Source organism: Bacillus sp. EB V-12 (assembly GCF_056158125.1).
The window spans coordinates 140099-154459 of record NZ_JBUXJL010000002.1 but is presented as its reverse complement, the minus strand read 5'-3'; the positions used below and the strand labels follow the sequence as shown (position 1 = coordinate 154459).

The window sequence follows — 14361 nt, the reverse complement described above, 5'->3', positions numbered from 1 at the left end:
AACTAGTACCCATTCCTTACCTAAACACTTGATACCCTACATAGTTTCCTCTTTATCAGTTCATATGAATTATAATAAAAAATTAAATTTCTATATTTATCTTTTTAAAAATGGTATTTTGTTTATTGATATCCATTTTAATTTCAAAGCACATACACCATACAAAATGGTTGTAATACTTAATGCTATACCACTGAATAATAACGTCATAATTCTTGAAGATGTAATATTTATCACATTACATAATTCATACAATCCTAGTCCCAAAATACATGCTATTGCTAGCACACCAAAAAAGCTTTTTAAATGAATAGAATAGGCAATATAGCTTCGAATATACAAATGATTTACAATACAAATCAATACGTAAGTAATTAATGTACTATACGCCGCTCCATCTATGCCAAACTTCTGCACGAACATTATGTTTAACACGACTTTCACACAACTCGCACCAATAACAATCCATGCAGCTTGTGCAGAACGGTTAATGCCCTGTAAAACACCTATTGATAATACCATAACCGCAGTAAAATACGAACTGCCAATCATAACTGTTAACATACTACTGCCTTTTACATCTGTGAACAATCCGACATTTAACGGTACTGTTAATGCCATCAACCATATTGTTAACGGTGCTGTCAAAACATGCGCTAGTCGATTTGTATTTTGAATTGTTATTTTCGCCAAATTTATATCTCTTTTGGCCAATGCGGAAGTTAAGAGTGGTATTAACGGAAATACAATTGCGCTTGCAAAAATAACAATTATTTGCGTGAATGCAAAACCGCGACTGTATATTCCAAATTGTTCTTGAATTTCTGTTGATGATCCTTGTAATACATGCGGTATTGTAAGCGAGTCTACTAAATTTAAAAGTGGCATTGATAAAGCTCCAATAGCGATTGGGATCGATACCCGCAATATCTTTTTGCCGTTTTCTCTTAAATCTCGAAGCGAATAGGAATTGCTTTTATTGTAGTATGGACTTCTATTATATTTTATACGCAAATATATAAGCGAACTAATGACTCCAAGAAAAGAGCCAACCATCGCACCACTAGTAATAACAGTATTACTCTTATCCCATGATACTAGTATGTAAGCAATTATTAACATAAAAAACACACGTACAAATTGCTCAATGACCTGTGATACCCCTGTTGGTTTCATATCACCGAAACCTTGAAAATACCCTCTATACACCGCCATGTATGGCGCAATGAGTAACGCTAATGAAGTAATAAGCAACGGCATTCTAGTTTCTTGTCCACCAAGCATATTTGCAATTTCAATAGAAAATAATACAATGACTAAACAGCCGAAAACGCCAAATGCTATCCCAATAATTGACGCTGATTTAAATAATTTCGCAATTTCCTTTTGCTTATTTTTTTCGTTCAACTCTGCAATTAGTTTCGAAATTGCAAGTGGAACTCCGGCTACCGATAATGTAAGAGCAATCATATATACAGGAAAAACAAGGCGGAAAATACCGAGCACTTCATCTCCTGCAATATTTTGTAATGGAATTTGAAAAAAACTACCCAGCAATTTCGACAAAAAAGTTGTAATGGTTAAAATTGCTGCTCCTTTTACAAATGTTTTATTCATATTTTTTCTCTTTTCTTTTATACATATACTCTCAAACATATTGTTTTAAACGATAGGAATTCACTTTATCCCATTGGTTATCATAACAAATTTATTATAGGTTGAATACTTGGTTTTTTTTTCAAAATAGAAAAGAGAACCCATTTAAGCCTGTCTCTTCACAATATTTTTTCTAATTCCTTCCATTATATATGTACACACTATAACCGTTTCTGTTACGCAAAAAGAGCCCTTCCTCTCTATCACTGCGATACATATTACTAAAAACATTATAAAAATATCCCACAACTCTACATTATAATTTATGTAAGATTGTGAGATATTCTAATTACCATCTAAACACTTAAAATTTTCAATTGCTCTTTCTGTTCATCGCTTGCCATTACTGCGATTGTTTTTTCAATACTCGGATGTACTTGCTCAAGCTTTACACTTGCTCCTACTTTATTTGATTGCTCAACAAAATTTAATAATGCCATAGCTCCTGATACATCCATATAACGCACATCTTTCATACGTAAAACAACCGGTGACTTCACATCTTGTAAAGTAGAGAAAATACGATCTACTGATAGGAAAGAGAGCGGTCCTTGAATTGTGTACGTTTCTTCTTTTTCTTTTACGATAGAAGTTTTGCGTTCTTTACATTTCACCATATATATGATGAACGAAAGAATAATACCGAATGCAACAGCAATCATTAAATCGAACTTCACCGTTACAATCATCGTTACGAGCATAACAACGACATCACCTTTAGGAGCGACATGCATCTTTTTCATGCTTCCCCAATCGAACATTCCAATACCAGTTAAAATTAAAATACCTGATAATACAGCAAGTGGAATATATTGTACGACCGAACCAAGACCCATAATAAAAATAAATAAGATAACACTATGCATACATGCCGAAAGTGCCGTTTTACCGCCACTTCTTATATTCACGATAGACCTTACAGTCGCACCTGCACCTGCTAATCCGCCAAACAATCCGCTCATCATATTACCGATACCTTGTCCAACCAGTTCTTTATTACTTTTATGACGTGTACCTGTCACATTATCCATTACGACCGATGTTAACAACGAGTCAATCGATCCTAATAAAGCAATACTAAGCGCTGGCAAAATAAGTGCTGCTATTCCTGTTCCACTTAAAGATGGAATATGAAGCGTAGGCATCGCTTCTGGAATGGTTCCAATCTTTTCAATTACTTTATTTAGTGAAAGATTTCCGATAATCGGTAACTTTACTGTAAGTCCTTCGAGTAAGGAAGAAAATAAAGGAAGCAAAGCTGTCACACCGACTAGTGCTACTAAACTAGACGGAATCGCCTTAATCCATTTACCAGAAACAATCATTACAATAATCGTTAACACAACAAGTAAAAAACTATTTTGTACGTGCTTTATTTCGCCTAAAATAATGATTAATGCAATACCATTCATAAACCCCGAAACGACAGGATACGGAATATATCGAACGTAAGAACCGAGCTTACATACACCGAATAAAATTTGAAATAACCCTGCCATCATAAAGGCAATAAAACTTGCCTCTAACCCGTGCGTCGCAATAACTCCTGTTGCAATAACGGTAATTGGTCCAGTTGGCCCTGTTACTTGCCCAGGTGTCCCGCCAAATAACGCTGCGAATAAACCTGCAAAAATCGCACCATACAATCCAACAAGCGCTCCCTCAGACGTTCCTGTCGCGGCAATACCAAATGCAATCGCAAGTGGTAACGCAACAATCGCAACAGTAAATCCTGCTAAACATTCCTTTGCTATTTTTTGAAACATAAAAAAACCACCTTTGTATAAAGTCCATGTTCCATTGTACACCTAAAAAGATACATTCGTTAGCTCACTTTTTACATTCTCGTGACGTAAACGTATTCAACGAAAAGTTTTCCCCTTATCTTTGGAAACAATTGCAACTATGCTATAATGAACAAATTAAATCTTTTACTATATACTTGGAGGCACTATGCTAACTTTTGAAGAAAAATTATCGATTATTGAATCTTTCCCAGAACTAGAAAGAAAGAACGTATCATTAAAACGTGTAAACTTCCACTTTGAAGAAAGTCGTTTAGATAAAAAGAACGTTGTATTTCATTTACACCCAAATGGAAATGGATTTGTATATGCAAGCGGTATTAAAGGTTATAAAACAGATGATAAAGGCATGGTTAACATCCGTGAGTTTTCAGCAGAGGAGTTACGTTCAGTAATTGAGAAATCAATTGACCTTCTATCACAAGAAGAAGTAGTAGCACCTGTAGAACCTGCGAAAGAAGAAGAATGGCAGAACGAAGATGGTCATATTCTTACTCTTATTTCAGAGGATGACATGTGGAACGTGTACGCTGGTGTAAACTTAGACGGTACATTCAACTCTTATCCAGAAGCTGCGGAATACCTTGATGAAGAAGGCTTTTCACGCAAATAAAAATAGAAACCTATTTCATTCAACGACTTTTATAGTAATCAAAGAAGACACTTAAGGTGTCTTTTTTTGTTATATAAACTCCTTTCTCACACTATCTCTATTAATTTTCATAAAATGATTCAGAGGAGGTTTATATGAATACAACTGCTAAATTAATAACTTGGAAAGAACATGGCGATATGATTATTCTAGAATGTGAATTAAATGGAAAACGCTTCGAGATATCAACATATAAACAACGAATATATAATGCACACCTTTTATCAGCTGACGTTTATATTCGTTTAGACTCATCTGATAATATAATTGGAATAAATATTTATAAAAAGTAAGAAAAGCCCCCTATTCCGTAGGCGGGCTTTATCTTTATTACACAATATTAGAGTATACTCTCTTTTTTTTTATACAGTTTATGTAATTATACATATTCATCAAAAATACACTAAATGAATATTACATGTAGTAAAATATAACTTGTGGGCACGTTCTATAAAGCAGATTCTTTTAAAAGGCGTAACATATCAATTATTATAGGGGATGTGGCGTCACTTCGATATTGATCTCAAATCTCTTGTCTTTTGTGAACTAACAATCTAGTGTATATAGACGATTCTGCTTTATAGTGTGTGTTTACACTCATAACAAAGGGGTAATGGTAATACGGATAGATTCCGATTCGTATGAAATGAAATGGTTCAAGTCGGAGAGAGGCACCTTAGGGTGTCTTTTCTTTTTGTGCATTACATCCCTTTTGTTTTTCCACCTTATTTCAAATGCGCTAATTAACCTTCACCAAGAAGAAATGAGAATTAACAAAGATATTGTTTCTTCTGTTTAATACAGAAAAATGCAGGATACCCCATAGATATGGGGCATCCTGCATTTTCTATTTTTTCGCACCTTTCAACGACTCCCTCAGTACAAACTTCTGCAACTTCCCGCTCGCATTACGAGGGAGTCCATCTACAAATAAATAATGACGCGGACGTTTATAATCTGCTAGTTCATCACTTTCTTTGCAATACGTTTCTAAATCAGCTTCTGTTATTGTTTCATCTTTCTTCACAATAACTGCCACAACACGCTCTCCCCATAATTCATCTGGCTCACCAAGTACCGCCACATCTAATATACCTGGATGACTATGAAGGAAATCTTCAATTTCACGAGGATAAATATTTACGCCACCGCTAATTACCATATCATCAACGCGATCAGCAACGAATAAATAACCGTCTTTATCAAAATAGCCTAGATCACCAGAATGATACCATCCTTTATACATCGATTTTTTATTCGCTTCTTCACGATTATGATAGCCAGCCATCATAGTTGGGCCGCGTAAAATAATTTCTCCCACTTCATAAGGAGGTAATACATCATCTGGTTCTGCCGGTGCATCCTCGTTCGGTTTCACAATACGAACTTCATGGCTAAAACATGGCGTGCCTGCTGAACCAGCTTTCGTAATTTGATCCTCCTCTACGAGAAACGCAACAACTGGCCCCATTTCTGTCATTCCGTATATTTGAACAAGATCAATATAAAGACGTTCTTTACATTCCTTCACTAACGCCGGTGCCATTGCTGCTCCGCCATATATACCGATTTTCATTGACGTTAAATCATACTGAGCTAAATCTTTTTGCAACAACATATTCCACATCGTCGGCGCTGCAAAGAACGTCGTAATCTTTTCTTCTTGAATCGTATGTAATACTGTTTCTGTATCAAAATGATGCAAAATAACATTCTTTCCGCCAACTTGAATGCGTGGTATGATTCCGGCATTTAATTCACCACAGTGATATAAAGGCGCAACAACAAGCCCAACACTATCTCTATTATATTTAAGGAAATACGTACAAATCATACTATGCTCAGCCATTTCGCGATGACGATGTAATACGCCTTTCGGATGCCCAGTCGTACCGCTCGTATAAAGCATTGAACAATAATCCATTTCATCAATTTCGATATTTACTTTCTCAGAAGATGCTTCATTCACTTTTTCATGGTAGGAACTTGCATAGGAAGGTTTATCGTTTTCTATAGACCAAAAAGATGTATTTGGAAAATCTCTTTCAATTATAGCAACAGTTGACTCAACTGCTTTTTCAAAGACAACGACTTTCGAGGATGCGTCCTGAAGAATATAAGATACTTCTTTCGCTTTTAAGCGGAAATTAATTGGGTTAAAGATCGCTCCAATTTTCGCACAGGCTAAGTAAACGTTTACAAATTCATGGCAATTATATAAGTAAACAGATACCGTATCTCCCTTTCTTACCCCTTCTTCTAATAGAGCGTGCGCTGTTTTATTTATTTGTTCATCCCACTGTTTATACGTCCAGCGAATATTTTTTTCAGGTTCCACTAACGCCTCTTTATTTGGATACTTACCAACTGATAAATCAAAAATTCTCCCTATCGTCATATACATGCCAACAATTTCCCCCTTTTCTCTTTCATAAATCTATCATTTCGTCCATAAGTAGACATTGTCCTCTAATGATTTGACTAATTTTTCTGATTATTATCGACATAGTTTTACATACGGTACCGTTAGACGGTAAATGAAATTATATCGGCGATTTTCAAAATATATCAACCACAACTCAATTTATATCAGCGATTTTTCGAATATATCGACTTACCGACAAAAACTGACAAGATATAATCGGACCGCCCGTTACTGCAGGATAAAAAAGAGGTTGTTCCGACTCGGAACAACCTCTTTCTTCTTATGCAAATAGCTCTTCTAAAATTTTCAGTTTATCTTCTGTATATTTCACAAAGCCATCATTATATGATTTTGGATCTTTCGGATTCGCAAAGTGCGTAATTTCTCCCGTCTTCGGATGAACAAATTTACTTGATGCACCACAACCAAGTCCGATAATTGATTGTACTTCTTCCATAATTACAATGTTGTAAATACTTTCTTGCGTCGGCATTGCATAACCAACATTCTCTAAGTTACCTAAAATATTCTTTTGACGATATAGGTAATATGGTACGTAATTATGCTTTTGCGTCCACTCTTCTGCTTCGTGCATCATCGCTGTAATTTCTTCGCGACCTGCTACTTTATATTTACGTTTGTTTTGCGTCATTTCAGAAGCACGTTTAAATGATAACGTATGAACTGTTAATGATTCTGGCATTAACTTTTCTGTTTCATCTAACGTATGCTTGAAGATATCTAACCCTTCACCAGGAAGACCAATAATTAAGTCCATATTAATATTGTTCATTCCCATTTCACGAGCTAAATGGTATTTCTCAATTGTTTCTTCTACAGTATGATGACGTCCAATTGCTTTTAGTGTCTCTTGATGGTATGACTGTGGATTAATACTAATACGGTCAATGTTCCATTTATTTAACACTTCTAGCTTTGCTGGAGTAATCGTATCTGGGCGACCTGCCTCAACTGTTACTTCACGCACATTTTTCACATCTGGGAACGCTTCATACATTTCTTCATACAGCATATCCATCTCTTCTGCTGTAATACTTGTAGGTGTACCGCCGCCGTAATAAATCGTCGTAACTTTTACACCTTTTTCTTTTAAAAACTTACCAATTTCACGAACTTCATAATGTAAACCACCTAAGAACGAATCAACAGACCCTTGGCGTCCATTAATCGCATAAGCCGGGAATGTACAGTATGCACATTTCGTTGGACAGAACGGAATACCGATATAAATACTTACTTCTTCTTTCAAACGGTATAAATCCGGAACAACTGCTAATTGGCAATCAACAATGCGCTGAAGAAGTTCAATTTTCTCTTCATGAATTAAATAACTTTCACGAAGTTCTTGATGCGCTTCTTCTTTTGACATACCATTTTGAAGCATTTTGTGAAGAAGTTTCGTCGGACGTACTCCCGTTAAAATACCCCAGCTTTGTTCAATACCAGTTAACTGCTGAAGAACAGAAAGATATACATAAGAAACAACGTGTTTCACTTGCTTCATACGCTCTTTTTCATCTGTGAAAGCAGATAAATCTTTCGAGAATGTTTCTTCATACACATTTCCTGTGCTAACATCCGTTAATTGAGCGGATGCTTTCACATTATCCTCAATGTGTATATCAACGATCAGATTTGCTTCCTCTTGTTCAAATCCAATCGTACTATCTTCAAAAAATAAGCCGCCAATATTTTGTAGCGGACGTAAAAAACGATCATCTTGTAACGTTTTAATTGAAATTAACAACATTATCACCTTTTCATTTGCAAACTCTCTTTAGTTTACTTGAAGGGCGTTTACAGGTCAATACAGAAGGTTTTACCTGTTTCTCTTACATTTTTTCAAATAATTCTTTTTATGAATATTGCTCATGTATATAGACATCATGATTTTCTCTTGTTAAAATTTATTAGTGTTAAAATCGATACATAGTGAAAATACAATATAAAAAGGAGGACTGTTAACACTAGATTCCACAATCTAATGTGTTAAAAACAAATATGAAAAAGAAATTTTATAGTGTTTTAACTCTCTCTCTTGCATTACAAACTGTTCTTGCACCTACTTATTCATTTGCAGAGAGTGCTGAAAAATCCGCCGAAGTATATACGGAGGATCAAGTTTTTAAAAGTATTAAAGAACATGTTAATGAGCATAGTACTCATGAAGAAGATATCGAGGTTACTGGCCAATTCCTACTATACACTTCAAAAAAACATTCATTATATACCGCGAATGATTTAAAAAACAAATCGAATATCGAGATTACAGAACAAGTCGTAACGGCGACAAAGAAAAAAGGAAATGCTTATTACATAACGACGTCAACTGGCGCTGGATGGATAGATAACAATGATAATAGCTTAGAAGTTCAAGAGATTCATAAACTATCTAACCAAAAATTAATCGTAAAAGAAGAAGCTTCCATACATGCACTTCCGTTCCAATCGTTTAAAGAAGAAGGAAAACTAGAGCCACAAGTCATAACTCCTACTGAACAAGCTGGAAATTGGTTTAAAGTCCAAATAAATGAAACAGCAAAATGGATTTATGCACCTTCTGCTACATTTGAAGGTACAAAAGCTTCATTATTAAAAAACAGTCGTACTGCTAAAAATAGTTTATTGAGATCGCCAGAAGCTCTACAAACAAACAATATTTATGGCGTTACATTTAAAGAAATGATTGTCCCAAAAGGAAATGACGATATTCGCCCTGGCTACCCGATGGTGCCTAAATATATTACGATTCACGAAACGGCTAATACAGCGAAAGGTGCTAATGCTCTGAATCATGCAAAATTCTTAGATAATCAAGCACGCGGAACAGCTGATCGCGCTGCATCTTGGCATTTCACAGTAGATGATAAAGAAATTTATCAACATCTTCCAGTAAATGAAGTTGGATGGCATGCTGGAAATAAAACTGGAAACTATGAATCTATCGGAATTGAAATTGCCGTTAATCAAGATGGAAACTATGAAAAAGCGGTAGAAAATGCACGTAAATTGGCAGCTTATTTAATGAACGACTTAAATATTTCTCTAGATAAGGTCCAAAAACACCAATTTTGGTCAGGAAAAAACTGCCCTGCGTTTATGATTCAACGCGGACAATGGGATGCTTTCTTAAAAGGAACTGAAACATACTATAAGGAAAACCAAAAAAATCCCGTAACTGATGACATTACAGGTGGATGGTATGAACAAGACATTCGTCAATTAGCAGCTAGAGGCATTATGCAAGGAGAAGGGAACGGCAAGTACTTCCCAGAACGTCTTGTAACGCGTGCTGAATTTGCTACATTAATTACTCGTGCTTTACAATTACCAAGTGGAAATGCTAATTTCACAGACTTAGAACAAGTACACCCATCTTTAAGAGACGGTATTAATCGTGCAGCAAGCGCAGGCATAATCCGCGGACGTGGTGATAATACATTTGATCCAAATACTACAATTACACGCGAAGAAGCTGTTATTATGATCGATCGTTCTCTAAAACACGCTGGTATTTTTGCAAAACAAGTTGAACTACCATTCGTAGACCAAAACTTAATTTACGCTAAAGAAGAAGTACAAAGAGTGTATGGATATGGAATTGTAAAAGGTAATGAATTTAATCAATTCGTACCAAAAGGACCATCACAACGTGCTCACGCAGCTGCATTTATAAACAGAATGCTTAGCGTAATTGAAGCTTAACATATTTATCATTCCATATAGATATTTTCATTTTATCTGTATTCACTTAAAAGGCATCAGAGATTATATATCTCTGATGCCTTTTATACATCCGTTAACTATTTTTAGCCATGAATCTTAAACGTATTCCTAGTAACAGAAGCATAAAACCGATGAATGGAACGTAATTCGTATTGTGTCCTGTAGCTGGAAGTTGTTGATTATTAGAAGAACCTTGTCCTTTTTCTGGTAAATTAGGTTTTTCTACTCCCTCACCTGGCTTCTCTGTTCCTTCACCTGGTTTTTCTGTTCCCTCACCTGGTTTTTCTGTTCCTTCACCTGGCTTTTCTGTTCCTTCACCTGGTTTTTCTGTTCCCTCACCTGGCTTCTCTGTTCCTTCACCTGGTTTTTCTGTTCCTTCACCTGGTTTTTCCGGACCTTTTTCTGTATCTTTTTTATTTGTAATTTGAAGTTTTACAAATTCAATTTTTTCATTAGAAATCGTAAATTTCATTTCCTTATCGGCTAAAGTATATCCTTCTGGCGCTTGGATTTCTTTTAAAATATAATCTCCTGGTTCTAACTTCTGAGAAATTGCTTTACCGCTCTTATTTGTTGTTAATGTGTCAATTTTTGTTTCGTCTTTCCAAATTTCAAACACTGCGCCTGCTAATATTTTATTTGTATTATTAGCGTCTACCTTTGTAATTTCTAATTGACCTGTAATTTCTTCTTTCACTTTTTCATTCATAACTTCTTGTTTTACTACTTCATTTGCTACAACATTTACTTCTACTGTTACTTCTAACGCTCTATAACCTTCTGGTGCTTTCGTTTCTTCTAACGTATACTTTCCTGGCACTAAGCTTTCGAATTTCACAACACCGTCTTTACTCGTTGTTTTCGCTTCTCCAACTACTTGACCAGCTTCGTTCTTTAATTTAAATTCCGCACCTTCTAGAACTTTTCCACTCTCTGCATCCTTTTTGATTACTTGTAAGCTTCCTAGTTCTTTTGCGTTTTCTATTTGTACTTCTACTACTTTATTTGCTTCCACAACGACTTCAATTTCTTCTTTTAGTAGTTTATATCCTTGTGGTGCTTTCATTTCTTTTAATGTGTACTTTCCTGGTTCTAATTTCTGAGAAATTACTTTACCAGTTTTATCTGTTCGTAATGTATCTACTTTCTTACCATCTTTATACACTTCGAATTCTGCACCTGATAACAATTTCGTTTTATCATTCGCATCTACTTTTACAATTTCGAATTGACCAAGGCTCTTACCGTTCGTTACTTTTACATCAATAACTTTTTCACCGTCAACTGTTACATGAATTATTTGTTTTGTTAACTCATAACCTTCTGGTGCTTTTGTTTCTTCTAACGTATATTCACCTGGCACAAGTCCGTCTACTTTAACCGTTCCAGACTTATCTGTTGTAATTCCTTCTTTTACAACATTTCCTTTCGCATCTTTCAATGTAAATTCTGCGCCTACTAAGCGTTTCGTTTGATCTTTATCATCCATTTTAATAATTTGTAGAGAACCTAAGATTTTTTCGTTTTCTGCCTCTACTTTTACTACTTCTTTCTCATTTTGAATTGTTACTTTCCATTCTTTATTTGAAAGTTTGTAGCCCGCTGGTGCTTTCGTTTCTTTCACTGTGTATTCACCTAGCGGTAATTTCGGTGACATCACTTTTCCACTCTCATCTGTTTTCAGTTCCGCTACCTTTTTACCATCTTTATACACTTCGAATTCTGCACCTGATAACAATTTCGTTTTATCATTCGCATCTACTTTCACGATTTCGAATTGACCCATTACTTTTTCATTCATGACTTCTTGTTTTACTACTTCGTTCGCTACAACGTTCACTTCTACTGTCACTTCTAGCGCTTTATAACCTTCCGGCGCTTTCGTTTCCTCTAACGTGTACTTTCCTGGCACTAAGCTTTCGAATTTCACAACACCGTCTTTATTCGTTGTTTTCGCTTCTCCAACTACTTGACCAGCTTCATTTTTCAGTTTAAATTCTGCACCTGCTAGAACTTTTCCACTCTCCGAATCCTTTTTGATTACTTGTAAGCTTCCTAGTTCTTTTGCGTTTTCTACTTGTACTTCTACTACTTTGTTTGCTTCCACAACGACTTCAATTTCTTCTTTTAGCAATTTATATCCTTGTGGTGCTTTCGTTTCTTTTAATGTGTATGTTCCTGGTTCTAATTTCTGAGAAATTACTTTACCAGTTTTATCTGTTCGTAACGTATCTACTTTCTTGCTGTCTTTATACACTTCGAATTCTGCGTCTGATAATACTTTCGTTTTATCTTCCGCATCTACTTTCACAATTTCGAATTGACCTGTTACTTTTTCGGGGATCTTTTTATTCACCACATCTACAGTCACTACTTTATTAGCCTTTACATCAACAGAAACTGAACTAGATGATAATTCATATCCTTTCGGTGCTTCTACTTCTTTTAATGTATAGCTTCCAACTGGAAGTTGTTTCGATAAGGCTTCGCCTTTATCACCTGTAACAATTGTTTCCACAACATTACCATCTTTATCGATAACATCAAATTTTGCACCTGGCAGAAGTTGACCAGATTCACTATCTTTTTTCAATAATTTAAATTGGCCATTCTCTACTCTTTTCGTATTCTTCATAACAAGTTCAATTACGTTTGTATTATCAATTGTTACTTTGACTGGTGTATCAACTTTTATATATCCTTCTGGTGCATTTATTTCTTTTACAAAATAGTCACCAAGTGGTAAATCTTTAACTTCCGCAATACCCTTTTCGTTTGTTGTAACAGTAGCCACAACGTTATTATCTTTGTCTATAACATCAAATTTTGCGTCTTTTAAAACAATGTTTTCATCGTTTTCATCAACTTTTTTAATTTGTAAATGTCCTTTTTCAGCTGCTGGTTTATTCCATTTTGGCCAGTTAAATTTAAAGTTATGAACCTCAAAACCATCTCTTTGGTGTAATCCTCCAACATAGGCTTGTCCATTAATAGAACCACCTTTTGTTTCTACAACTGCATTAGGTGCAAACACACTACCTACTACACCATAACCTTTAGTTGTTATCTTTGTAGCATTAGGAAATACCCAAATTACCTTACTAGCTAACTCAGTAAAAGATGAATTAGGGTCATATGCTTGAGATGTATTAATTAAATCCGTCGCCATCCCAGTATTTCTTGTATCATACAAAATTGCACCGCCACCAAAACTCACTTCTTCTGCATCTGAATAAATAACAATAAAATCTTTATTCTCTACATTCGGAAGAAAAACGTCTTTTACATCGAATGCTTTCTTTCCCGTCTGACCTGAAGAGACATAAATATTAGGGTTGTTTGCATCTTCACCGATTCCAAAGCTCATATTAGGTTTTGGCTTATCAGTGTGTAGTTTACTTGCATCCCCAATTACACCATCAACGTCTTTTCTAAATTCTTTAAACTTAGCATCAATCTCCGCTTGCTCTTTATAAGAGATACGGTCATACGATGTTTTCATTGCGCCATCTGGGTCACCGTCTTTTGTCATCGCCACTGTTCCATCTTGAATAATTACCTGTCCTGCTCCAGCTTTCGTAAATTGACCGCCTAGTAATAATGATGGATATCCTTCATCTACCCAAGTTGCTCCAGCTAAGTTATTTGCTCCAGTTGCAGCCGCTACGACTGTATAACTTGATGCGTTCATATTTTTCTGAACAGCCATCGCACCTTCAATATCCGCACTCGTTGCACTATGATCTCCAAAAATGATGGCGTTGTAATAAGATACATCACCTAAACCTTTTAATTCTGTTGTAGCTGCCTCTGCTTTAAATGGTAAATGGATTAAAAAATTCATACATATTAGTAATACAACTATTAAACTACTACTTAACTTTTTAATTTTTTGATTAAATGATTTCCTCAAGAAATTCATTCCCCCTTTTAAACTTCCTAAAACCACAAAAAGAAGTACATTTCATATGTACCAGGTCTTACTCACATTAACTTAAAATAATCCATTTAAATACAACAAAGGAACGCTACAACTACTTAATAAAATTACTACAATTCATTTTTGAAATAATACG

8 protein-coding genes are annotated in these 14361 nt (G+C 35.2%); 3 read left to right on the top strand and 5 right to left on the bottom strand.

The genetic code is table 11. The features are described 5' to 3' along the window. Positions 1-96: 96 nt before the first annotated feature. On the bottom strand, positions 97-1617 hold the full coding sequence (locus ACZDYH_RS07315) for a putative polysaccharide biosynthesis protein (protein ID WP_006919753.1): 1521 nt from the start codon (positions 1615-1617) through the stop codon (positions 97-99). A gap of 335 nt (positions 1618-1952) precedes the next feature. Continuing rightward, a complete protein-coding gene (locus ACZDYH_RS07310; RefSeq protein WP_000486654.1) occupies positions 1953-3422 on the bottom strand; it encodes a SulP family inorganic anion transporter in 1470 nt (489 codons plus the stop codon). 187 nt (positions 3423-3609) lie between these two features. Here ACZDYH_RS07310 and ACZDYH_RS07305 point away from each other — a divergent pair, with 187 nt between their 5' ends. Next, on the top strand, positions 3610-4074 hold the full coding sequence (locus ACZDYH_RS07305) for a hypothetical protein (protein WP_000954998.1): 465 nt from the start codon (positions 3610-3612) through the stop codon (positions 4072-4074). 134 nt (positions 4075-4208) lie between these two features. Next, positions 4209-4406, top strand: coding sequence for a hypothetical protein (locus tag ACZDYH_RS07300; protein WP_001098262.1), 198 nt, complete (start codon positions 4209-4211; stop codon positions 4404-4406). Between the two features lie 554 nt (positions 4407-4960). Here the strand turns inward: ACZDYH_RS07300 and ACZDYH_RS07295 are convergent. Next, the gene (locus tag ACZDYH_RS07295; RefSeq protein WP_434713580.1) at positions 4961-6517 is read right to left on the bottom strand and encodes a fatty acid--CoA ligase; all 1557 of its coding nucleotides are present in this window, start codon (positions 6515-6517) and stop codon (positions 4961-4963) included. A gap of 301 nt (positions 6518-6818) precedes the next feature. Then, positions 6819-8309, bottom strand: a complete 1491-nt coding sequence (locus tag ACZDYH_RS07290; RefSeq protein ID WP_140159228.1) for a coproporphyrinogen III oxidase — start codon at positions 8307-8309, stop codon at positions 6819-6821. 251 nt (positions 8310-8560) lie between these two features. Here ACZDYH_RS07290 and ACZDYH_RS07285 point away from each other — a divergent pair, with 251 nt between their 5' ends. Beyond that, entirely contained in the window at positions 8561-10264 is a 1704-nt protein-coding gene (locus ACZDYH_RS07285; RefSeq protein ID WP_044307491.1) for an S-layer homology domain-containing protein, read from the top strand. 94 nt (positions 10265-10358) lie between these two features. Here the strand turns inward: ACZDYH_RS07285 and ACZDYH_RS07280 are convergent, their stop codons facing one another. Further along, the gene (locus ACZDYH_RS07280) at positions 10359-14198 is read right to left on the bottom strand and encodes a SpaA isopeptide-forming pilin-related protein (protein WP_474886020.1); all 3840 of its coding nucleotides are present in this window, start codon (positions 14196-14198) and stop codon (positions 10359-10361) included. Between the last annotated feature and the right edge of the window lie 163 nt (positions 14199-14361).